Annotated in this window: 20 protein-coding genes; 15 read left to right on the top strand and 5 right to left on the bottom strand. The window is 76.3% G+C overall.

Annotation, left to right across the window (positions count from 1 at the left end; all coding sequences use genetic code 11):
- Positions 1–104 precede the first annotated feature (104 nt).
- From H9X71_RS09500 to H9X71_RS09520, 5 genes are all read left to right on the top strand, one after another.
- Entirely contained in the window at positions 105–1,844 is a 1,740-nt protein-coding gene (locus H9X71_RS09500) for a sensor histidine kinase (protein ID WP_244961540.1), read from the top strand.
- The gene (locus H9X71_RS09505; RefSeq protein ID WP_191146874.1) at positions 1,841–2,587 is read left to right on the top strand and encodes a response regulator; all 747 of its coding nucleotides are present in this window, start codon (positions 1,841–1,843) and stop codon (positions 2,585–2,587) included. Before H9X71_RS09500 ends, H9X71_RS09505 begins: the two co-directional genes overlap by 4 nt.
- 93 nt (positions 2,588–2,680) lie before the next feature.
- Positions 2,681–3,727, top strand: a complete 1,047-nt coding sequence (locus tag H9X71_RS09510) for a M4 family metallopeptidase (protein ID WP_191146875.1) — start codon at positions 2,681–2,683, stop codon at positions 3,725–3,727.
- Positions 3,728–3,739: 12 nt separating this feature from the next.
- Positions 3,740–4,009: a protealysin inhibitor emfourin gene (locus tag H9X71_RS09515; protein WP_425321414.1), complete on the top strand. Its 270-nt coding sequence runs from the start codon at positions 3,740–3,742 to the stop codon at positions 4,007–4,009.
- Positions 4,006–4,866, top strand: a complete 861-nt coding sequence (locus H9X71_RS09520; protein WP_191146877.1) for a DUF3097 domain-containing protein — start codon at positions 4,006–4,008, stop codon at positions 4,864–4,866. The genes H9X71_RS09515 and H9X71_RS09520 overlap by 4 nt, the downstream gene beginning before the upstream one ends.
- A 42-nt stretch (positions 4,867–4,908) precedes the next feature.
- Here the strand turns inward: H9X71_RS09520 and H9X71_RS09525 are convergent, their stop codons facing one another.
- Positions 4,909–5,982 (bottom strand): substrate-binding domain-containing protein, encoded by a 1,074-nt coding sequence (locus H9X71_RS09525; RefSeq protein ID WP_191146878.1) that lies wholly within the window; start codon positions 5,980–5,982, stop codon positions 4,909–4,911.
- A 112-nt stretch (positions 5,983–6,094) separates the two neighbouring features.
- Between H9X71_RS09525 and H9X71_RS09530 the strand changes: the two genes are divergently transcribed.
- From H9X71_RS09530 to H9X71_RS09550, 5 genes are read left to right on the top strand one after another with little or no spacing between them, the layout of a single operon-like run.
- The gene (locus H9X71_RS09530; RefSeq protein WP_244961542.1) at positions 6,095–7,303 is read left to right on the top strand and encodes an extracellular solute-binding protein; all 1,209 of its coding nucleotides are present in this window, start codon (positions 6,095–6,097) and stop codon (positions 7,301–7,303) included.
- Entirely contained in the window at positions 7,300–8,253 is a 954-nt protein-coding gene (locus H9X71_RS09535) for an ABC transporter permease (protein ID WP_191146879.1), read from the top strand. The genes H9X71_RS09530 and H9X71_RS09535 overlap by 4 nt, the downstream gene beginning before the upstream one ends.
- Positions 8,253–9,068: an ABC transporter permease gene (locus H9X71_RS09540; protein WP_191146880.1), complete on the top strand. Its 816-nt coding sequence runs from the start codon at positions 8,253–8,255 to the stop codon at positions 9,066–9,068. Before H9X71_RS09535 ends, H9X71_RS09540 begins: the two co-directional genes overlap by 1 nt.
- 7 nt (positions 9,069–9,075) lie before the next feature.
- Positions 9,076–10,275 carry an ABC transporter ATP-binding protein gene (locus tag H9X71_RS09545; RefSeq protein ID WP_191146881.1) on the top strand — a complete coding sequence of 400 codons (1,200 nt, stop codon included), beginning with the start codon at positions 9,076–9,078 and terminating at the stop codon, positions 10,273–10,275.
- Positions 10,272–11,885, top strand: a complete 1,614-nt coding sequence (locus H9X71_RS09550; RefSeq protein ID WP_191146882.1) for an inositol monophosphatase family protein — start codon at positions 10,272–10,274, stop codon at positions 11,883–11,885. Before H9X71_RS09545 ends, H9X71_RS09550 begins: the two co-directional genes overlap by 4 nt.
- Here the strand turns inward: H9X71_RS09550 and H9X71_RS09555 are convergent.
- Positions 11,882–12,838, bottom strand: a complete 957-nt coding sequence (locus tag H9X71_RS09555) for an NUDIX domain-containing protein (protein WP_191146883.1) — start codon at positions 12,836–12,838, stop codon at positions 11,882–11,884. The two genes, H9X71_RS09550 and H9X71_RS09555, sit on opposite strands and share 4 nt — an antisense overlap.
- A 41-nt stretch (positions 12,839–12,879) precedes the next feature.
- Between H9X71_RS09555 and H9X71_RS09560 the strand changes: the two genes are divergently transcribed.
- Complete coding sequence (locus tag H9X71_RS09560; RefSeq protein WP_191146884.1) at positions 12,880–13,359, top strand: hypothetical protein; 480 nt, start codon at positions 12,880–12,882, stop codon at positions 13,357–13,359.
- A 53-nt stretch (positions 13,360–13,412) separates the two neighbouring features.
- On the opposite strand, the gene H9X71_RS09565 is transcribed toward H9X71_RS09560, so the two are convergent.
- A complete protein-coding gene (locus H9X71_RS09565) occupies positions 13,413–14,420 on the bottom strand; it encodes an NADP-dependent oxidoreductase (protein WP_244961544.1) in 1,008 nt (335 codons plus the stop codon).
- Positions 14,421–14,536: 116 nt separating this feature from the next.
- Between H9X71_RS09565 and H9X71_RS09570 the strand changes: the two genes are divergently transcribed.
- Positions 14,537–15,337, top strand: coding sequence for a Pr6Pr family membrane protein (locus H9X71_RS09570; protein ID WP_244961546.1), 801 nt, complete (start codon positions 14,537–14,539; stop codon positions 15,335–15,337).
- Positions 15,338–15,377: 40 nt separating this feature from the next.
- Here the strand turns inward: H9X71_RS09570 and H9X71_RS09575 are convergent, their stop codons facing one another.
- Complete coding sequence (locus H9X71_RS09575) at positions 15,378–16,907, bottom strand: flavin monoamine oxidase family protein (protein ID WP_244961548.1); 1,530 nt, start codon at positions 16,905–16,907, stop codon at positions 15,378–15,380.
- A 43-nt stretch (positions 16,908–16,950) separates the two neighbouring features.
- Between H9X71_RS09575 and H9X71_RS09580 the strand changes: the two genes are divergently transcribed.
- The gene (locus H9X71_RS09580) at positions 16,951–17,370 is read left to right on the top strand and encodes an RNA-binding S4 domain-containing protein (protein WP_191146886.1); all 420 of its coding nucleotides are present in this window, start codon (positions 16,951–16,953) and stop codon (positions 17,368–17,370) included.
- A gap of 32 nt (positions 17,371–17,402) precedes the next feature.
- Here the strand turns inward: H9X71_RS09580 and H9X71_RS09585 are convergent, their stop codons facing one another.
- A complete protein-coding gene (locus H9X71_RS09585; protein ID WP_191146887.1) occupies positions 17,403–18,368 on the bottom strand; it encodes a 3-methyladenine DNA glycosylase in 966 nt (321 codons plus the stop codon).
- A gap of 93 nt (positions 18,369–18,461) precedes the next feature.
- Here H9X71_RS09585 and H9X71_RS09590 point away from each other — a divergent pair, with 93 nt between their 5' ends.
- Both H9X71_RS09590 and H9X71_RS09595 read left to right on the top strand, forming a co-directional pair.
- Complete coding sequence (locus tag H9X71_RS09590; RefSeq protein WP_191146888.1) at positions 18,462–18,896, top strand: hypothetical protein; 435 nt, start codon at positions 18,462–18,464, stop codon at positions 18,894–18,896.
- A gap of 70 nt (positions 18,897–18,966) precedes the next feature.
- The gene (locus H9X71_RS09595; RefSeq protein ID WP_191146889.1) at positions 18,967–19,224 is read left to right on the top strand and encodes a hypothetical protein; all 258 of its coding nucleotides are present in this window, start codon (positions 18,967–18,969) and stop codon (positions 19,222–19,224) included.
- Positions 19,225–19,251: the final 27 nt, after the last annotated feature.

Genomic DNA, 19,251 nt, shown 5'->3' on the forward strand with positions numbered 1-19,251 from the left:
GGTGCACGACGGTCCCCGTCAGCATGTCCGACGCGCGGGCGGGGCCCGGCGTTGTGTTCATAATGTTCCTGCCGGGGCGACTGCCGCGGGGGCGAGGAGGCGGCATGTCCCGACGCGCGCTCGCCGACCGCAGCCGACCCCCGCGCCCGGGCCGGCCGCGCCTCGGCCGGCCGCGCCTGGGTCGGCCGCGCGGCATCGCGGCGCGTCTGCTCGCCGTCCAGCTCGCGGTGCTGCTCGTCGTCGCGGTCGTCGCGACCGCGGCGCTCTTCGCCGACTCGCGACAGCGGGCCGAGCAGGCCGCCGCCGACCGGAGCCTCGCCGTGGCGACCACGGTGGCCGACGCGCCGCGGGTCGCGGAGGGGCTCGCGTCGGCGGATCCCACGGGCGCTCTGCTCGACTACTCGCTCGACGTGACGCGCGACACCGGGGTCGACTTCGTCACGATCATGGACCGCGACACCGTGCGGGTCACGCACCCCGACCCCGACGAGATCGGCGGCCGCTACCTCGGCACCACGGGACCCGCGCTCGCCGGGCGCCCCATGACGGAGACCTCCACGGGGACGCTCGGGCCGAGCGTCCGGGCCGTCGTCCCCGTGCGCGACGCGGCGGGCGGGATCGTCGGGCTCGTCGCCGCTGGCGTCACCGTGGAGCGCGTGACCGAGGTGCTGGGCGCGCGCCTGCCGGGGCTCGTCGGCACGGTCGGCGCGCTCGCGCTGCTGCTCGCGGCCGGTGCCGTGCTCCTCAGCCGCTCGCTCGAGCGGACCACCTGGGGGCTCGGGCCCGAGGAGATGGCGCGGATGCTCGCGTACCACGAGTCGGTGCTGCACTCCGTCGGCGAGGGCATCGTGCTCGTCGACCGCGACCGGCGGCTCGCGCTCCACAACGACCCGGCGGCCGAGCTGCTCGGGCTGGACCTGGATCCGGCGGACGGGCCCGTCGACGTCGCCGCGCTCGGCCTGCCCGCGGCCCTCGAGCGGCTGCTCGCGTCCGGCGCGTCGGCCGACGAGGTCGTGCACCTGCCGTCGGGCCGCGTGCTCGTCGTCACCCAGCGGCCCGCGCTGCCCACGGGACGCACGGGGAGCGCCGCGCGGCTGGGCACGGTCACGACGCTGCGGGACCGGACGGAGATCCAGCGGCTGTCGGGCGAGCTGGCGACGCTCCGGACGCTGTCGGATGCGATGCGCGCGCAGACGCACGAGTTCGCGAACCGGCTGCACACGATCGTCTCGCTCATCGAGCTGGAGCGGCCGCGCGAGGCGCTGGCCCTCGCGGCGGCGGAGCTGGAGACCGACCGGCGGGCGTCCAAGGGCGGGCTCGCCGAGGACGCGGATCCCGTCGTGCGGGCGCTCGTGCGCGGCAAGGCGGCGCAGGCGGCGGAGCGCGGGGTGGAGCTGACGGTGCGCGTCGCCGCCGGCACGGGCGACCCCGGCGTGCCCGCGCCCGAGCTCGTGACCATCGTCGGCAACCTCGTCGACAACGCCGTCGACGCGGCCGCGGACCCCTCGGGGGCGACCGCCCGCGGCGACGACCGGGGCCGCGTCGAGCTCGCGCTGTCGCGGACGGCGGCGGGCGCGCTCGTGATCGAGGTCCAGGACGACGGGCCGGGCGTGGATCCCGTCGTGCGGCCCCGGGTGCTGGAGTACGGCGTGACGACGAAGGCGGCCGAGGACGGGCCGCGCGGCGTGGGGCTCGCCCTCGTGGCGCGCTCGGCGGCGCGGCTCGGCGGAACGGTCGAGGTGGGCGACGCGGACGCCCGGCTCGGCGGCGCGCGCCTGCGGGTCGTCCTGCCTGCGGACACGGGCTCGCCGGCCGACGTCGGCGCGGCCGGGGCGCGCGCGTGATCCGCGTCCTGGTCGTCGACGACGATGTGCTCACCGCGGAGGCCCACGCCGCCTACGTCGGTCGGCTCGACGGCTTCGCGGTGGCGGGCGTCGCGCACACGGGCGGCGAGGCGCTGCGGATCCTCGCGGAGTCCGGCGCGGGAGCGGAGGCCGGCGCGGACGCCGGGGCCTCCGCCGGGATCGACCTCGTGCTCCTCGACATGACCCTGCCCGACATGCACGGCCTGGAGGTCTGCCGCCGCCTGCGCGCGGCCGGCCGCGTGACCGACGTCGTCGCCGTGACCGCCGTGCGCGACCAGGCCGTGGTGCGCAGCTCGGTGACCGCGGGGATCGTGCAGTACCTCATCAAGCCGTTCACCTTCGCGGCCTTCGCGGAGAAGATGGCCGCCTACGTCGGCTACCGGGAGGGGCTGGGCGCCGACGGCGGGAGCACGACGCAGCTGCAGGTGGACCGCGCTCTCGCGGCGCTGCGCTCCCCCGCGTCCGACGCCCGGCTGCCGAAGGGCATGTCGGCGGAGACGCTCGACCTCGTGCGCGGCATCGCCCGCGGCGACGGGGCGTCGGCGGCAGCGGCGCGCGGCGCCGACGGGGTCTCGGCCGCGGAGGTGTCGGGCGTGCTCGACGTGTCGCGCGTGACGGCCCGCCGGTACCTCGAGTACCTGGCGGACGTGGGCCAGGTGGAGCGCGTGCCGCGCTACGGCACGCCCGGCCGGCCGGAGCTCGGGTACCGCTGGACCAGGTGACGCACCGTACGGCACGTCGGCGGCGCGCGCGAGCCCGACGGCGGATCCGCCCGCGCCCGTGACGATGTCGCCGCCCCGTGCGAGTCTCGGAGCATGAGACGCACGATCCTCCCGCCGTACCTGCTGACCCGCCTCGCCGAGGCCGATCCCGACCGGGTGTCCGCCGCGCGGCAGGCCGCCCGCCGCGCGCTCCGCGACCAGGGGCCGCTCATCCACGACCGCCGCGGGCCGGGCGCCCGGCCGGACGCGTCGGCGCTCGCGGAGCGCGACCCGTCGGGGATCCACCGCACGATCTCCGACGCGGGGAACCGCGAGGAGCTGCCCGGCCGCACGGTGCGCGTCGAGGGCGCGCCCGACACGGGCGACGCGGAGGTCGACGAGGCGTACGCCGGGCTCGGCGCCACCTACTCCCTCTTCTCCGAGGTCTACGGCCGCGAGTCGCTCGACGACCGCGGCCTCCCGCTGCTCGCGACGGTGCACTACGGCGAGGAGTACGACAACGCGTTCTGGGACGGCACCCGCATGGTCTTCGGCGACGGGGACGGCGAGGTGTTCGCGCCGTTCACGCGGTCGCTCACGGTCATCGGGCACGAGCTGACCCACGGGGTCACCGAGCTCACGCTCGGCCTCGTCTACCAGGGGCAGTCGGGCGCGCTCAACGAGTCGATCTCCGACGTGTTCGGCGTGCTGGTGGAGCAGCACGCGCTGGGGCAGACGGCGGACGAGGCCACCTGGCTCGTCGGCGCCGAGCTGTTCCTCGACCGGTCCACGGGCCTCGCGCTCCGCTCCATGCGCGCGCCGGGCACGGCGTACGACGACGACGTGCTCGGGAAGGACCCGCAGCCCGGCCACATGGACGACTACGTGGAGACCGAGGAGGACAACGGCGGCGTCCACATCAACTCCGGCATCCCGAACCGCGCGTTCTTCCTCGCGGCCACGGCCATCGGCGGGGAGGCCTGGGAGGGCGCGGGCCGCGTCTGGTACGACGTGATCGACGCCGGCGCCGTCCGCGCCGACGCCGACTTCGCCGCCTTCGCGCGCGCCACGGTCGAGGCGGCGGCCGCGCGGTACGGTGAGGGCGCGTCCGAGGTCGCCGCGGTCCAGGCGGCGTGGGAGGGCGTCGGGATCGAGGTCTAGGTGGAGATCGCCGTGTCGCGCACGGGCGGGATGGCGGGCATGACCCGCACCTGGTCGGTGCGCGTGGACGACGGGGCGGACGAGCAGGCCGCGTGGTGCGCGCTGGTCGACGACTGCCCCTGGGACGAGCCGGCCGCGCCCACGCCGGGCGCCGACCGCTTCGTCTACGTCGTGCGCGCGGGCGACCGCGAGGCGCGCCTCGGCGAGGCCGCCGTCGACGGACCGTGGCGTCGGCTCGTCGACCGGGTGCGCGACGCGTCCCGTGGGAGCCTGGGGGGATGACGCCGCCCCCCTTCGACGACGACCGCTACGGACAGAACGTGCTCGCCGCCGGATGGCGCGGACCCGCGAAGGCGGGGCCCCGGCCGCAGGACGCGACGCGCGACCTCGTGGTCGAGGAGCTGTCCACCGGGTTCTGCGGCGCGATCGTGCGCGTCGAGTCCGGCATGGTCGTGCTCGAGGACTTCCGGCGGAAGCAGCGCACCTTCCCGCTCGGCGGGTCCTTCCTGCTCGAGGGCGAGCCCGTGGCGCTGCGCGTGCCCCGCGCGGCGCCCGCCGGTCCCGCGCGCACGGCGTCCGGGTCGCTGGCGGTCGCCGACGCCCGGGCCCGCGTGGCCCTGCCCAGCCGGATCTTCGTGGAGGGCCGGCACGACGCCGAGCTGGTTGAGAAGGTGTGGGGCGAGGACCTCCGCATCGAGGGCGTCGTCGTCGAGTACCTCGAGGGCGTCGACCACCTCGACGAGGAGCTCGACCGCTTCCGCCCCGGGAAGGGCCGCCGCGTCGGCGTGCTCGTCGACCACCTCGTGCCGGGATCCAAGGAGAGCCGGATCGCCGAGGCCGTCGCCCGCGGGCCGCACCGCGCGCACGCGCTCGTGGTCGGCCACCCCTACGTGGACGTGTGGCAGTCGGTGAAGCCCGCGCGGCTCGGGCTCCGCGAGTGGCCCGTCATCCCGCGGCACGTCGAGTGGAAGCACGGCATCTGCGCCGCGCTCGGCTGGCCGCACGCCGAGCAGGCCGACATCGCGCGGGCCTGGCAGCGGATCCTCGGCCAGGTGCGCTCCTACCAGGACCTGGAGCCGGCGCTCCTCGGCCGGGTGGAGCAGCTCATCGACTTCGTGACGGATCCCGCGGGCAGGTAGCGCGGCCGGTAGCGCCCGGCCGGTGGCCGCCGGCCGCCGCGATCACGCGGGCGCCGCCGCCGTCTCGCCGAGGCGCACGCGCACGGGCAGCACGACGCTCGCCGGCGTGCGACCCGCGAGCAGCTCGCCGACCATGCGCCCGGCCTGCACCCCGCGGTCGTGCAGGGGCTGCTCGACCGTGGTGAGCCGCCGGCCGAGCCACGGCAGGTCGGCGCCGTCGAAGCCGGTGACCGTGAGCTCGTCGGGCACGCGGATCCCGCGCGCGGCCGCCGCCCGCAGCACGCTCGCGGCGAGCACGTCGTTCTGGGCGAGGATCGCCGTGGGCCGCGACGGCAGGTCGAGCAGCACGGCCGCGGCGGCCTCCCCCGCCGGGAGGTCGCGGCCGCCCGCCTCGACGCGGACGGCGTCCGGGAACACGGCGCGCGCCGCGCGGAGCCGCTCCCGGATGGTGCGGTTGACGATCCCCTCGAGGCCGTCGCCCACGGGCAGGACGGGGCCGGGCGGTCCGTCCTCCTCGATGCGCGTGGTGCGCATCAGCACGCCGACGCGGCGGTGGCCCAGCGCGCGCACGTGCCGGGCCAGCTCGCCCATGCCGCGCGCGTCGTCGATGTCGACCACGGCGACGCCCTCGTCGTGCGGACCCTCGACGCCGACCATGGGGATCCGGCGCGCGCGGAGGCCCGGCAGGAGCGCGTCCACCTCCTCGCCGCGGGTGAGGAACACGACGGCGTCGACGGGCATGCCCTCCAGGAGCGTCGCGGATCCGGCGCGCGGCTCGCGACGACCCGGCAGGAGCAGCTGCCCCACCTCGAGCTCGTCGAGCGCCTCCGAGAGGCCCGCCATGGTCGCGAGCGCGACCGGGTTCTGGAACGCCCGGCGGATGCTGCCCGCCACGACCACGCCGACGATGCCGGACCGGCCGCTCTTCAGCGACCGGGCGGTGGGATCCGGCCCCGCGTACCCGATGTCGGCGGCGGCGGCGAGGATCCGGGCGCGCGTGGCCGGCGTGATCGACCCCGTGCTGCGGTAGGCGAGCGACGCCGTGGAGGTGGAGACGCCGGCGAGCGCGGCCACGTCGGCGAGCGTCACGGAGGTGCGCGGCGAGTTCCTCCTCATGCGATCCACCCTATTCAGGAGCCGCCGCCGGACGGGCCCGTTCGCCCTCGCGGGCGCGGATCGCAACGTTCCGTTCACGTGCGGGCCACCGGTGACCCGCACCATCGAAACGATGCGATCCGCATCGCTCCCCCAGCAGAAGGACACCCGACCCGTGATCCCCCGCCGTCACCTCCTCGCCCTCGCCGCCGCCGCCTCAGCCGCGGTCGCGCTCGCCGGCTGCGCTCCCACCACGAGCACGCAGGCCCAGGCGCAGAACCACGCCGTGACCGACGCCTCGGGCACCGCCCGGGTCTTCATCTCCGGCGACACCAACGTCCAGGCCCTCTGGGACGACGGGATCATCCCCGCGTTCGAGAAGGCGAACCCCGGCGCCAGCGTCACCACGACGCTCGACCTGCACGGCGAGCACGACGCGCAGACCATGGCGACGCTCACGAGCTCGGTGCAGGGCGGATCCGACCCCGGCTACGACCTCGTCGACGCCGGCTTCACCGCGGCGGCGGGTACGGGCGGGCTGCTCGCGCCCGTCTCGGCCGACACGATCCCCAACCTCGCGACCGTGCCCGACGCGACCGTGCAGGCGGGCGGCGGCTTCGGGATCCCCTACCGCGCCTCGTCCGTGCTCCTCGCCTACGACTCCACGGAGGTCACCGACCCGCCGAGGACGCTCGACGACCTGCTCGCGTGGATCACCGCGCACCCCGGCCAGTTCGCCTACAACTCCCCCTCCACCGGCGGATCCGGCGGCGCCTTCGTGACCACCGTGCTCGACTCGCACCTCGACGACGCCACGCGGGAGAAGATGACGACCGGCTACGACCAGTCGCTCGAGGGCGCGTGGGACGCGGGCTTCGACCAGCTCAGGAGCCTGAACGCCTCCATGTACCAGGGCGGCGTGTACCCGAACGGCAACAACCAGGTGCTCGACCTGCTCGGCACGGGCGCCATCCAGATGGCCCCCGTCTGGAGCGACCAGGTCATCACCGCGCAGAAGTCGGGCACGCTGCCGTCGACGGTCCGGTACACCCAGATCTCCGCCCCGGCCTTCACCGGCCACGCCTCCTTCCTCGGCATCCCGAAGACGGCCGAGCACGCGGACGTCGCGCGGAAGCTGGCCGACTACGTCCTCTCCGCCGAGGGCCAGGCGGTCATCGCGAGCACCATCGCGGGCTACCCCGTCATCTCGCTCGACCAGGTGCCCGAGGACCTCAGGGCGCAGTTCTCCTCCGCCGACCCCGCGACCCTCCGCCCCGGCTACCAGAGCCAGATGGCGTCCGACATGTCGAACCTGTGGGACCGGAAGGTGCCCGGCCAGTGACGGCCGTCCGGACGGCGGCCCCCGCCGCCCGGGCCGTCCGCGCCAGGCGGGTCTCCCCGGAGACCCGCCGTGCCGGCGTCGGCCTGGCCCTCGCCCTCCCGCCGGCGCTGCTGCTCGCCGTGTTCGTCGGGATCCCCGTCGTGCTCGCGATCGGCTTCAGCCTCGGCCACACGGGCGGGCTCAACAGCACCGTCGCGTCGATCGGCCTCGGCACGCGCACCGCCACGAGCTGGTGGGGCACCTTCGACGCCTACGTCGACGTGTTCACCGACCCGCGCTTCGTCCGCGACCTCGGGGTGACGGTGCTCGTGACGGTCGTCTCCACCGCGATCGTCATCGCCCTGTCGCTCGCGATCGCGCTCAACCTGCGCCTGCGCGGCGGGCGGCTCGCCTCGGTGTTCGCGGGCCTCGCGATCGTGCCGCTGTTCATCCCCGTGGTCATCGCCTCCTGGGCGATCCTCACGTTCTACTCGGGCGACGGCTTCGTCCGCACGGCGTTCGCGCTCCTCGGACTCGAGGGGCCGACGTGGGGCTACACGACCGTCGCGGTGGTCATCGGATCGGTCTGGACGAGCCTGCCGTTCGCGACGCTCATGGCGACCTCGGGCGTGCAGGGCATCCCCGACGCCATGATCGAGGCGGCCCGCGACGCCGGCGCCTCCACGTGGGCGATCGTCACGCGCGTGCTCGTGCCGCTGGCCGCCATCCCCCTCGTGATCGCGACGACGTTCACGGCCATCGGCGTGCTCGGCTCGTTCACCGTGCCGTACTTCACCGGCCCGAACGCGCCCAGCATGCTCGGCGTCGACATCTCGAAGTACTTCACGGGCTTCAACCACCCGCAGCAGTCGATCGTGATGGCGGTCGTCGTCTTCGTGCTCGCCTCCGGGATCGCGTTCCTCTACGTGCGCGCCAACTTCCGTTCGGCGAAGAAGGAGGGCCGGGTCTGATGCGCGCGCTCCTCTCCGCCCGCGGGTGGATCCAGGCCGCCCTGTTCGCGGTCGTCGCGGTCTTCATCCTCGGCCCGCTCCTCTGGCTCGCGGCGCACGCCTTCGCCACGGACTGGGACTACCCGAGCCTCCTGCCCGCCGGCCTCACGCTCCGCTGGTGGTCCGTCGTGTTCGAGGACCCGCAGCTCGCCGCGGCCGTGCGCAACTCGCTGTACTTCGCGCCCATCACGGTGCTGGTCTCGGCGCTGGTGTGCCTGCCCGCGGCCTACGCCTTCTCGCGGTTCTCGTTCCCCGGGCGGCGGATCCTCCTCGTGGGCCTGTTCGCCACGAACGCGTTCCCCAAGATGGGGCTCTTCGTGTCGATGGCGTCGCTGTTCTACGGGCTGCACCTCATGAACACCGTCGCGGGCATCGTCATCGTGCAGCTGATCGGCACGGTCGTGTTCATGACCTGGATCCCGGCCGCCGCGTTCAGCGCCGTGCCGCGCTCCCTCGAGGAGGCCGCGCGCGACGCGGGCGCGGGCCGCGTGCGCACGTTCCTGCACGTGACCCTGCCGCTCGCGCTGCCCGGGATCCTCGTGGCGGTCCTCATGTCGTTCCTCGCCGCCTTCGACGAGGCGCAGGGCACGTACCTCGTCGGCGCTCCCGTCTACATGACCATGCCGACCGAGATGTACTCGCTCGTCCTCAACCACCCGAAGCAGGTCGCCGCCGTGTTCGCGATCCTCCTCTCCGTCCCCTCCGTCGCCCTCCTCCTGCTCGCCCGCCGCCACATCATGGGCGGGCGTCTGGCCGAGGGCTTCCAGATCCGTTAGGCCGGCCATGACCGCATCCGCACTCCCCTCCACCGCATCCGCCCCCGCGCGCGGGCACGACGACGCCACCGCGATCGCCCCGGCGTCCGGGCTCCTCGTCGCCGGGCTCTCCAAGGACCTCGGCGGGCGCACGATCGTCGACGACCTCCACCTCGACGTCGCGCGCGGCGAGCTCGTCGCGCTGCTCGGCCCCAGCGGCTGCGGCAAGACGACGACGCTGCGCATGATCGCGGGCTTCCTCGAGCCCGACCGCGGATCCGTCCACGTGGGCGGCCGCGACGTCACCGCCGCGGGCCCCGACCGTCGGCCGAGCGCGATGGTGTTCCAGAACTACGCGCTCTGGCCGCACCTCACGGTCTTCAAGAACGTCGCGTTCCCGCTCACGCTGCGGAAGCTGCCCAAGGACGAGGTCGGCCGGCGCGTGATGGCGGCCCTCGAGACCGTGAACCTCGCCCACCACGCGCACTCGCGTCCCGCTCACATCTCGGGCGGCGAGCAGCAGCGCGCCGCCCTCGCCCGCGCCATCGTGCAGGAGCCCGACCTGCTGCTCCTCGACGAGCCGCTGTCGAACCTCGACGCGAAGCTGCGGGTGAAGGTGCGCGAGGAGATCCGCGACATCCAGCAGCGGCTCGGGATCACGACCCTCATGGTCACGCACGACCAGGACGAGGCGCTCGCCATCTCCGACCGCGTGGCCGTGATGCACGAGGGCCGGATCGAGCAGGTGTCCGCGCCCACGGAGCTGTACGCGAGGCCCCGGACGCTCGTGGTCGCGTCGTTCATCGGCAGCATGAACCTGCTGCCGGCGCCGCGCCTGCAGGGGACGACGCCGGAGACGCTCGTCCCGGGGGCGCCCACGGCGTTCGCGCCGACGTCCGCCGACCGGGACGTCTGGGCGGTGCGGCCCGAGGACGTGTCCTTCGCGCCGCGGGGCCCGCAGCCCGAGGCCGAGGCGACCTCGGTCGTCGTCCGCCGCGTGCTGCCGCACGGCCACTTCCAGGAGCTCGTGCTCGACGCGGGCGGCGTGGAGGTGCGCGCGCTCGTCACCGGATCCGCGCCCGCGGTCGGCGCCGGCGGCACCGTCGTGCTGCGCGACGTGCGGCACTACCGCGACGGGGCGCTCGTGGACGACGGGCCCCGGTCCTCCGCCGCCGCCTCCGCCTCTCCGGCCTCCGAGCGCGCCGCGAGCGCGGGCGCGGTCCGATGACCGCCGCGACCGCCCACCGCGGCGACTCCTCCCGGCACCGCGAGAACACGCTGGCCGCCCTCCGCTCGGCGGCCGAGGCCGGCGCGGCGGTCGTCGAGGTCGACGTGCGGATCACGCGCGACGGCGAGGCGGTGCTGCTGCACGACGCGACGCTCGAGCGCCTCTGGGGCGCCGACGCGCGCGTCGCCGACCTCGACCTCGCGGAGGTGCGCGGCCTCGGCGGCGGCGCGACGCGGATCCCGCTGCTCGCCGAGGCGCTGGAGCTGCTGGCCGGCACCGACGCGGAGCTCGTGATCGACATGGCCTCGGGCGATCCCGCGGCCGCCGCCCACGCGGTCGTCGCGGCCGCCCCGCGTGCGCCGCGCGTCGCGTGGTGCGGCCACGTCGACGGCATGCGGACGATCCGCGCGCTCGACCCCCACGCCGTGATCTGGCTGCCCTGGGCGGACGCCGTGCCGCCGACCGCCGCCGACCTCGCGGAGCTCCGCCCCGCCGTGGTCAACCTGCCGCACCTCCTCGTGGGACCCGCGCTCGTCGCGGCCGTGCACGCGCTGGGCGCCCGCGTCGCCGCGTGGACCGTCGACGAGCCCGCGCAGATGGCGTGGCTCGCCGCGATCGGCGTGGACGCGATCACGACGAACGAGCTGCCGCTCGTCCTCGACGTGCTCGCGCGCCGGGCCGCGGACGCCTCCGCGGCCGACGCGGCGGCCGTGGACCCCGCCGCGGAGCGCCTCCGCGCGCGGTCCGTGGCCCGTGACCTCGCCGGCTGGGCCGTGCACCGCGTCCGTTCGCACGCGGTGGGCGACGTGGCGACGAAGGCGAACCCGGCCGACCACGTGACCGAGATCGACCGCGCCGTCGAGCGCGACGTGCGCGCCGTGATCGGCGCCCAGTTCCCGCACCACGTGCTGGTCGGCGAGGAGTACGGCGGCGAGGCCGTGCCGGGCCGGCCGTGCTGGTACCTCGACCCGGTCGACGGCACCGCGAACCTCGCGAACGGCGTGCCGTGGACGAGCTTCTCGCTCGCGCTCGTGGTCGACGGCGCGCCCGTGGTGGGCGTCGTCGCGGATCCGTGGCGCGGCACGCTCGTCGAGGCGGCCCACGGCGAGGGCGCCTGGTCGGACGGGCGCCGGCTCGACCTGGCGGCTACCCCGCACGGCGTCGTCGCGCCCGCGGCCGATCCCCTGCGCGGCCGGATGGTGAGCACCGAGCTCGCGGGCCACGCGCCTTGGCCGGGGATGCTGCCGCTGCTGGGCGCGCTCGCGGAGCGCTACTGCACGCTGCGGATCATGGGATCCGGCACCCTGACGGTCGCCGGCATCGCGCTCGGGCACGGCGCGGGCGCGGTCATCGGGCAGTTCGGTCCCGTCGACCACCTCGCGGCGACGCTCATCGTGCGCGAGGCGGGCGGCGTGGTCCTCGACGCCGACGGGGACGACGCGCTCTTCCCGGCGTCCGGCGGCGTGCTCGCCGCGCGGGACCGGCGGACGGCCGAGGCGCTGCACGCGCTGTGGCGCGACGCGATCGTCGCCGAGCTCGCGGCTGCGGTGCCGGCGGATACCGTGGCCGGCCTGGAGGCTCCGGCGCTCCCCGCGGCTCCCGCGGCCTAGCCCGCGGCGCGGTCCGCGCGCGCGTCGAGCAGCGCGCGGATCCGCCCGGGTCCGAGCACGCGCGCGCCGAGCGCCTCGACGCGCGCCTGGAGCCCGCGGTCGGCGGTGACCACGACGACCTCGCGGCCCGCTCCCCGCGCGCCGCCCACGACGCGCACGATCTCGCCGTCGCCGTCCGCGGAGGCGGCGACCACGGCCACGCCGGGAGCCCGCAGGGTGGGCTCCGCGGGATCCGGCACGGGCGAGGAGGGGAGCGCCGCGTCGCGCGCGTGCCCCTCCACGACCGCCACCACGTCGGGCCAGCGCACGTCGCCCGGCAGCCCGAGGTCGGCGGCGGGGAGGCCGTCGCGCGCGAGGCCGTCGAGCTCCGCGAGGAGGCGGGACGTGGATCCGGCCCGGTCGCGCCACCAGCCGTCGGGCCGGGAGCCGAGCAGGTTCGCGGTGTCGACCACGAGCGCGACCTCGCGGTCGAGCTCCCGCCGCAGCATGTCCCAGGAGCGGCCGAAGCCCGGGTGCAGCGGCAGCGCGGACACCTCGTCCACGGGCACCCAGCGCAGCTCGATGCTCTCCGCGTCGGCCACGCGCGGCGCGAACGGGCGGAGGACCCGCGCGGTGACGGTCGTGTAGCTCCAGAACCCGAGGTCGAGCACGGTGGCGAGCACGGGCCGGATCCCCGCGGGCGGCACCCCCGCCTCCTCCGCCGACTCGCGCGCGGCGCCGTCGACCGCCGACTCGCCCGCGTGCCGCGCCCCGCCCGGCAGGCCCCACGTGCCGCCGTGGTGGCTCCACGCGACGCGGTGCTGCAGCAGCACGCCGCGGGCCGGATCGTGCACGAGGAGGCCGGCGGCGCCGTAGGCGCCCCAGAAGCGCTGGCCGTCGGGACCCTCGACCCACGCGTCACCGCTGTCGCGATGCGCTCCGCGCGCGGGCTCGGGCGGGAGGTCGACGGTCATGCGATCCACCATCTCACGGGCGCCCCCGGTAGCGTCGGGGCATGTCGTGCATCAGGTTCACCACCGCCGCGCAGCTCGAGGCCCTGCACCGGACCGCGCCCGCCGTCCTCACCGCGGAGCAGGCCGCGGCGCTGCATCCCGCGCCCGAGGTGACGCCCAGCAAGATCCGCCGCCTGCGCCTGCTCTCCGAGCACCGCGACCCCAAGGTGCGCGAGAGCGTGGCCAGCAGCCGGCACGCGCCGCTCGACGTGCAGCAGGCCCTCGCCCGCGACGCCGACGAGGGCGTGCGCGCGTGCCTGGCCCGCAATCCCGCAGCCCCCGCGTCCGTGCTGACGATGCTCGTGGGCGACACCTCGGAGCGCGTGCGCTCCTGGCTCGCCGTCAACGACGCGACGCCGCACGCGGCCGTCGTCATGCTGGAGTGCGACGAGTCGCCCGCCGTGCGCGACCTGCTCCGCTGGCGCGAGGCGCACATCGAGACGCCGGCCGAGCCGGAGCCCGCCGAGGTCCTCCGAGCCTGAGCCCGCCGGACCCACGGCCGCCGGACCCGCGGCCGACGCGGACCGCCGCGGGATCAGGCCCGCCCCTCCGCCACGTCGCGCGCCTTCGCCGTGCTGCGCCGGTCGCCCGGGTAGTGCACGGGCCGCATGCCGAGCACGATCTTGCCGCGCGCGTGCCGGCGCTCCAGATCGTCGAACGCCTCCTGCACCTCCGCGAGCGGGTAGAACCCGGAGACCAGGACGTCGACCTCGCGCTTGGCCGCGAGCTCCGCGACGGTCGCCAGCGTGCGCGAGCGGTGCACGTCGTCCTCCTCCACGGGAGGCAGCACGGCCTCGAGCTCGAGGTCGCGCCGGTCGTCGCTCGAGCTGAAGCGCTTGCCGGCCACGCCCAGCTCCTCCGCCACGGCCTCACCGCCGCCGAAGTTGTCGATGAAGCCCTGCACGCCGTTCGGCGCCGCCTTCCGGATGCGGTCGACGAGTCCGTCGCCGTAGACCACGGGCGTCACGCCGATCTGGCGCAGGTAGTCGAAGTTCCGCTCGCCGCAGGTGCCGATGACCCGGGCGCCGCGCCGCATCGCGAGCTGCGCCTGGATGCTGCCCACACCGCCGGCCGCCGCAGTGACGACGACCGTGTCGCCCTCGCCGACGGTGACCGCGTGCAGCACGTCGTGCGCGACGAGGCCCGCGAGGAAGAGCCCGCCGGCGACCTCCCACGGCAGCTGCGCGGGCTTCAGGACGACGTTGCCCGCGGGCACGACCACGTGCGTCGCGTGCGCGGCCATGACCGTGTGGCCGAGGACGTCCTGGCCCTTCCGGAACCGGGTGACGCCCTCGCCGACGGCGGCGATGCAGCCGGCGAAGTCGCTGCCCTGCCCGTTCGGGAAGGAGTGCGGCACCTCCTCGGGGAACCGGCCCTGGCGGATGTACGCCTCGATGTGGTTGATGCCCGCGGCGAAGACCTCGACGAGGACCTCCCCGGGCCCGGGCGACGGGCGCGGCACGTCGACGACCTGGAGGACGTCGACGCCGCCGAAGGATCCGAACTGCACCTGCTGGCTGGTGGATCGCGATAGAGGGCTCATGCGCGTCATCCTCCCGCTCCCGCCCACGGCGCGCGAGGGCACGGAGGGGATCGTGAGACTCGCGTTCGTACACTGGACCGGGCGGGGCGCCGGGAGTCGTCCGCGGACGGAGTGCTGTGCAGAGGATCCTCGGTGGCGCGCGCCTGGTCGCCGCCCTCGTCGCGGCCCTCGCCCTCGTCGCCGACTTCGACTACGTGCAGGGCTTCACGACCTTCGCCGCCGAGAACTGGTTCAGCTACTTCACGACGCAGAGCGCCATGGCCGCGGTGGTCGTGCTCACCGCGTCGGGGGCGCACGCGCTCCGCGGGGGCGTCGAGCCGCGGCTCATGGCGGCCGTGCGGGCCGTCGTCCTCAGCTACGTCGTGGTCTCCGGCGTCGTCTTCGGCCTCATCGTGCTGGAGTCGAGCTCGCAGGCCTACTACGTCGAGGTGCCGTGGTCGAGCCGGCTGCTGCACTTCGTGATCCCCGCGTACGCGCTGCTCGACTGGACCCTCGCGCCCGGCCGCCCCCGCGTGACCTGGAAGGCGGTCGGCTGGGCGATGCTGTTCCCCGTCCTGTGGTGCGCCTTCACGGAGGTGCGCGGGCCGCGCGTCGGCTGGTACCCGTACTTCTTCATGGATCCCGCGCAGGTCGGCGTGCCGTTCGAGATCGCCGCGTGGCTGGCGCTCGTGGCCGGCGTCCTGGCGGGCGTCGCCGCGCTCGTCGTCGCGCTCAGCCGCGTCCGGCCCGCGGACGCCGCACCGCGCGAGCGCGTGCGCCGGGGCGGCCGGGCGGCGGACGAGGCGGTCGTCGACGACGGGATCCGCCCCGTCGTGCCGCAGCCGTCCCCGTCGACGCCGCGCGGGACGACCGCCGCCCGGCGCCGGGATCCCGCGCCCGTGCCGGGCGGACGCGGGAGCGCGAGGCCGGGCGGATGACCGCCCGTGCGTCCTCGCCGGGCTCGAGCCCGGATCCGGCCTAGGGCGTGGGGGTCGCGCCCGGCTCGACCGGGGACGTCGAGGAGGAGGTCGGGGTCGGGGTCGGGGTCGGGGTCGGGATCGGCCTCGCGAGGAGCTCCGGATCCGCGAAGGGCACGAGCGTGCGCAGCGCCGCCGCCCGCAGCTCCTGGTCGTCCATGGCCGCGACCCGCTCCGCCGCGACCGCGCCGACCTCGGCCATGAGCACGGGCTCGCCCGAGATGGGCATGAGGTTGTACCAGCGCGTGAAGCTGCCGCCCGCGTCGTAGGAGGTCCAGACCGTGGCCGTCGTCGACCAGAACGGCTCGGCGAAGCGCAGCCAGATCCGGTCGGCGCGGCCGGGCCCGAGGGCGCGGATGGCGGCGTCGTGCGAGGACGGGAGCGCCGGGTCGAACGCGATCGCGCCCTCCTGCAGCACGCCGAGCGGCACGGTGACGACCACGCGGTCCGCCGAGAGCGACTCGCCGGATCCGAGCCGCAGCCCCACCCGTCCGTTGCCGTAGGCGATGCGCGTGACGGTCGACTCGCGCAGCACGTCGATGTCCTGGTCCCGCAGCAGGTGCTGCACGAGCCCCGCGAACCCGCCGGTGACCGCCGCGTTGCCGACGGGCGCGGGCTCGTCGAGGCCGTGCGCGGCGGACAGCTCGTCGGGCGCGGCGCCGTGGGCGATGGCGACGTCGGTGGCGAGCAGGGCGGCGAGGGCTGCCGCGGGGGACGCGGCTCCGCCGTCCGCGGCGAGGGCGTCGCCGCCCGTGGCGCGCAGGCCCGCCGCGAGGCTGACCGCGCCCGGCTGCGCGAGGGCGTGGGCGCGCGCGGCCGCGAGGGCGTCGGATCCCGCGCCCGAGGGATCCAGCACCCGGCCGTCGGGGCCCCGGTGCTCGGCGACGAGGGCGAGCCCGTAGCGGGAGATGCCGGCCGCGCGGACGGCGTCGCGGAGGACGTCGTCCTGGTCGGCGGCGAGCCAGAGCGCGCCCAGCTCGGCGGGATGCGGCCAGTCGTCGCCGCCGGCCGCGCGGATGCGGCCGCCGAGGTCGGCCCGCGCCTCGACGAGGACGACGTCGTGGCCCGCGTCGCGGAGGGCCCGCGCCGCGGCGGTGCCCGCGATGCCGGCGCCGACGACCGCGACGCGCTCGGTGCCGGCGCCCGCGCGGTCGACCTCGCCCGCCGCGCGCAGCCCGGACGCGTACGCGCCCGCGACCGTGCCGGGGCGGTCGGCGCTCGTGGCCTCGCCCGCGAAGAAGACGCGGTCGGACAGGGGGCGGGCGAGCGCCTCCCGGTCGGCGCGCGTGGCGCCGGGCCGCAGGAAGCTGCCGGACCCGCGGGCGAACGGATCCCCCGCCCAGTCGGAGCGCGCGAACGCGACCGGCTGCGGGAGGCCCGCGACGCCCGCGGTGGGCGTGGGGGTCGGCGTCGCGGAGGGCGTGGCCGTGGGGGTCGCCGGGGTGGGCGTCGTCCGGGTGCACGCCGCGAGGCCGAGGAGCGAGAGGCCCGACACCGACGCGGTGAGGAGGGTGCGGCGGGAGATCGACATGCTCGGGCCAGCGTACCGGGGAGCCGTCGCCTAGGGTCGGAGCATGCCCTCCGACGACGCCTCGCCCGCGGCCGCGGGCGCGCAGGCGGCCGTCCGCGTCGACAGCTGGCTCTGGGCGGTGCGCGTCTACAAGACCCGGTCGCAGGCGACGGCCGCGTGCCGGGCCGGGCACGTCCGGGTCGGCGACGAGCGCGTGAAGGCGTCGCAGTCGGTGCGGCCGGGCGACGAGGTGCGGGTGCGGATCGCGGGCGCCGACCGGATCCTCGTGGTGCGCCGCACGCTCGTGAAGCGCGTCGGTCCCGCGGTCGCCGCGGAGGCGCTGACCGACCTCACTCCCCCGCCGCCGGCGCGCGACGCGACGCCCGCGACGGTCGTCCGGGATCGCGGCGCGGGCCGTCCCACGAAGCGCGACCGGCGCGACATCGAGCGGCTGCGCGACCCCGAGGGGATCCGCGGGCGCTGACGCGGCGCCTGCCGCGCACGTCCGCGCGGAGGCTACAGCCCGACGGCGGCGGCGCGACGGGCGTGCGCGAGCTCCGCGAGGATCCGCTCCCGGAGCGCGTTCGACCGCTCCGCGAACCCGCGCTGCTCGGCCGCGTACCTGGCCTTGCCCGCCGGCTCCTCGATCCGCACGGCCTCGAGGCCGAGCCCCGAGACGTCGTAGGGGCTCGCGCGCATGTCGAGCGAGCGGATGTCGCGGGCCAGCTCGAACGCGTCGAGGAGCAGCTCGCCGGGCACGAGCGGGCCGAGCTTGGTGGCCCACTTGTAGACGTCCATGCCCGCGTGCAGGCAGCCGGGCTGCTCGAGGTCGGGCTGCGTCTCGCGCGTGGGCGCGAGCGCGTTCCGCGGCACGGCCTCGGGCGTGAAGAACCGGAACGCGTCGATGTGGGTGCAGGCGAGCCTGTGCGTCTCGACGACCTCGTCCGTCGCGGCGGATCCGAGGCGCAGCGGCAGCCGCTCGTGCCGCTGCTCCCCCGGCCCCACCTTGTAGACCATCGCCCACTCGTGCAGGCCGAAGCAGGAGAAGCGGCCGGGGCGCGCGGCGGTGCGGCCGAGGATCCGCTCGATGAAGGAGGCGGTGGATCCGCGCGCCTCGAGGTACCCGGACGCGTCCACGCGGACGCCGCCGTCGGCCGCATCGCCGGCCGGCGCGTACCAGCGCCAGGCCGCGCGCTCCTCGCCGGCCGCGCCCGCGAGCACGACGCCCGCGCCCGGGTGCCAGCGGCGCAGGAGCGACGGCTTGTGCGGGTAGTAGGTGAAGAGGAAGTCGTCGACCTCGTGGGTGCGGCCCGCGAGGCGGCGCTCGCGGAAGCCCGCGGAGAAGGCGTCGGCGCGCTCGGCGTGGCGGGCGGCGCGGTCGCGCCAGGCGGACGGATCGAGCACCGCGGGAGCCGGCGCGGCGGCGGCGCGCGTCGACGGATCCGCCGCCGTGGCGGGCAGGAGGTCGGCGGCGGGGATCACCCGACGAGGCTACCCGCGCGGCGCCGCCGGATCCGCATAGATGAGCGGCGGATCCGGGCTCGGCGGCGCCGCCCGCACGGCTAGCATTGGCGCATGGATGACGACTCCCTTCTCACGCCTCCCGGCGTCGCCGGCTACACGATCACCGAGATCGTGGAGAGCGAGTCGGGCGGCGAGCCCCTCTTCCTCTCCGCGATCCACCTCGACGGCGAGCACGTCGCCAACTGGATCTCCACCGACCTCGACGAGGACGACGGCATCGTCGCCGACCTCGACCACGCGTTCGGCGGCCCGGCCACCGACCGCATGTTCCGCCAGGCCGCGGCGATCTTCCCGGACGCCGTGCTGTCCGAGATCCTCCCCGAGCTCGTGAGCTTCCTCTGGGTCGTGGCCGACGTCGCCGGCGTGGCCGACGACCAGGACCTCGACTTCGAGGCCGCCATCCGCGTCGTCGCGGCCGAGGGCGACCTCGACGCGCAGGACCGCGACCTGCTCGGCCGGCTCGAGAGCCTCAAGCGCATCGACTGACCCCGTCCGCACGGACACCCGGAGCCCCGCCCGCCCTGACGCGCGCGGGGCTCCGGCGCACGGTCGAGGGATGAGCGACTCCGACATCGATCCCCTGTCCACCGTCCAGGGCGCCCCCGGCGTCACGCAGGACATGCCCGGCGAGGCCGACTCCGACGCGGCCGTCGGCGGCACGGTCCCCGACGGCGAGAGCATCCAGCACGTCGACGACGACGAGGCGCCCGGCGACGGAGGCCTCTCCAGCGGCGGCGACTCCCTCGGCTCCGACGAGGACGCGGCCGACACGGGCGCCGGCACGGGCGACGCGCCCACGGACCTGCCCGCCTGATCCCCCGCACCGCCCGAGGGCCCGCCG

Source organism: Clavibacter zhangzhiyongii (assembly GCF_014775655.1).
Taxonomy (GTDB): Bacteria; Actinomycetota; Actinomycetes; order Actinomycetales; family Microbacteriaceae; genus Clavibacter; species Clavibacter zhangzhiyongii.

What these genes read in the sequence shown, in the direction of transcription:
- H9X71_RS09595 (WP_191146889.1), top strand. Translation starts at nt 18,967, where the DNA reads ATGAGCGACTCCGACATCGATCCCCTGTCCACCGTCCAGGGCGCCCCC.
- H9X71_RS09530 (WP_244961542.1), top strand. Translation starts at nt 6,095, where the DNA reads ATGCGATCCGCATCGCTCCCCCAGCAGAAGGACACCCGACCCGTGATC.
- H9X71_RS09540 (WP_191146880.1), top strand. Translation starts at nt 8,253, where the DNA reads ATGCGCGCGCTCCTCTCCGCCCGCGGGTGGATCCAGGCCGCCCTGTTC.
- H9X71_RS09565 (WP_244961544.1), bottom strand. Translation starts at nt 14,420, where the DNA reads ATGAGCCCTCTATCGCGATCCACCAGCCAGCAGGTGCAGTTCGGATCC.
- H9X71_RS09560 (WP_191146884.1), top strand. Translation starts at nt 12,880, where the DNA reads ATGTCGTGCATCAGGTTCACCACCGCCGCGCAGCTCGAGGCCCTGCAC.
- H9X71_RS09500 (WP_244961540.1), top strand. Translation starts at nt 105, where the DNA reads ATGTCCCGACGCGCGCTCGCCGACCGCAGCCGACCCCCGCGCCCGGGC.
- H9X71_RS09550 (WP_191146882.1), top strand. Translation starts at nt 10,272, where the DNA reads ATGACCGCCGCGACCGCCCACCGCGGCGACTCCTCCCGGCACCGCGAG.
- H9X71_RS09510 (WP_191146875.1), top strand. Translation starts at nt 2,681, where the DNA reads ATGAGACGCACGATCCTCCCGCCGTACCTGCTGACCCGCCTCGCCGAG.
- H9X71_RS09590 (WP_191146888.1), top strand. Translation starts at nt 18,462, where the DNA reads ATGGATGACGACTCCCTTCTCACGCCTCCCGGCGTCGCCGGCTACACG.
- H9X71_RS09580 (WP_191146886.1), top strand. Translation starts at nt 16,951, where the DNA reads ATGCCCTCCGACGACGCCTCGCCCGCGGCCGCGGGCGCGCAGGCGGCC.
- H9X71_RS09520 (WP_191146877.1), top strand. Translation starts at nt 4,006, where the DNA reads ATGACGCCGCCCCCCTTCGACGACGACCGCTACGGACAGAACGTGCTC.
- H9X71_RS09545 (WP_191146881.1), top strand. Translation starts at nt 9,076, where the DNA reads ATGACCGCATCCGCACTCCCCTCCACCGCATCCGCCCCCGCGCGCGGG.
- H9X71_RS09525 (WP_191146878.1), bottom strand. Translation starts at nt 5,982, where the DNA reads ATGAGGAGGAACTCGCCGCGCACCTCCGTGACGCTCGCCGACGTGGCC.
- H9X71_RS09555 (WP_191146883.1), bottom strand. Translation starts at nt 12,838, where the DNA reads ATGACCGTCGACCTCCCGCCCGAGCCCGCGCGCGGAGCGCATCGCGAC.
- H9X71_RS09575 (WP_244961548.1), bottom strand. Translation starts at nt 16,907, where the DNA reads ATGTCGATCTCCCGCCGCACCCTCCTCACCGCGTCGGTGTCGGGCCTC.